At 48.7% G+C, this 1197-nt stretch carries 1 protein-coding gene; it reads right to left on the reverse strand.

What is annotated here, in order from left to right:
• The coding region (locus LKE08_RS00130) for a transposase (protein WP_324702169.1) at positions 1-1050 on the reverse strand (1050 nt) is incomplete at its 3' end.
• Between the last annotated feature and the right edge of the window lie 147 nt (positions 1051-1197).

The raw sequence follows: 1197 nt of genomic DNA on the forward strand, positions 1-1197 counted from the left end.
GATGTTGATGGCTGCGTTGTGGTCTCTATCTAACTCGCACCCACACTGACAAACGTGAGTTCGAGTCGAGAGACTTTTCTGGACAACCGTGCCGCAACTCGAGCATTTTTGAGAGGTATAGACAGGATTCACCGCAACGGTTATCCTGCCGAACTTCACTCCAAAATGTTCCAACCATTTCCTGAACTGATACCAACCCGCATCGTGAATCGACTTGGCGAGACAGTGGTTCTTGACTAGATTCCGTATCCTCAAATCTTCGTAGGCCACCAGATCGTTAGATCGGATTACGCAACGCGCCAGTCTCTTGGCGTGTTCTTCACGTTGCCGACTTATTTTGAGGTGTACTCGTCCGAGTCGATTGACGGCTTTTTTTCGGTTGGCAGAGCCTTTCTGTTTTTTACTAACCCTTCGGTGAGTGCGTTTCAGCTTTTTCTCGGCGTTTCGGTCAAACCTCGGGTTCGGTTTGCATTCTCCGTTTGAATCGGTGTAGAACTCTTTGAGTCCGACATCTAAACCCACGGTATTTCCTGACGGTTTGAGTTCTTCTCGAACATCCACCTGAATGCAGAACTGAACATAGTAGCCATCGGCACGACGTACTAAACGAACTCGCTTAATTAGGGATTCATCATAGCGGGCCAGATCGTAGCTGCCAATTAACCGCAATTCCCCAATTCCAAAGCCATCGGTGAATTTGATACGCTTCGGTTCAAGCAGTTTCCACCCGGAGGTTTTGTACTCCACTGAGCGGGAATGCTTCTTGAACTTGGGATAGCCTACGGGCTTAATGCCCTTTTTGCAGTTGTCATAGAACCGAGTGATTGAACTCCATGCTCGTTCTGCTGCTGCCTGACGAGCCATTGAGTTGAGTTTCTTGGCAAAGGGAAACTCCTCAGCCAACGCTTTGCAGAGCTTACTGAGGTCATATTTGCCCACATCTTGGCTATCCATCCAATAGCGCACAGATTTGTTACGGACAAACTGAGCCGTCCGATTAGGGGTCGAGAGAGATGTTACCATCTCCCCCTCCCATTCAGAACCGTGCATGAGACTTTACATCTGGGCGTTGGCTTCTGGTTACATCTTACCCCCATCTGGCTTACGCTTACACTTGCGACTATTGCCTTCACTACTTGCCTAATCGACCATTGGACAAGAGCCAGTATGGGGTTAATTCGTTCCATCTGTATGGGT

Origin of the sequence: Lyngbya sp. CCY1209 (genome assembly GCF_035615495.1) — a bacterium.
Taxonomy (GTDB): domain Bacteria; phylum Cyanobacteriota; class Cyanobacteriia; order Cyanobacteriales; family Microcoleaceae; genus Limnospira.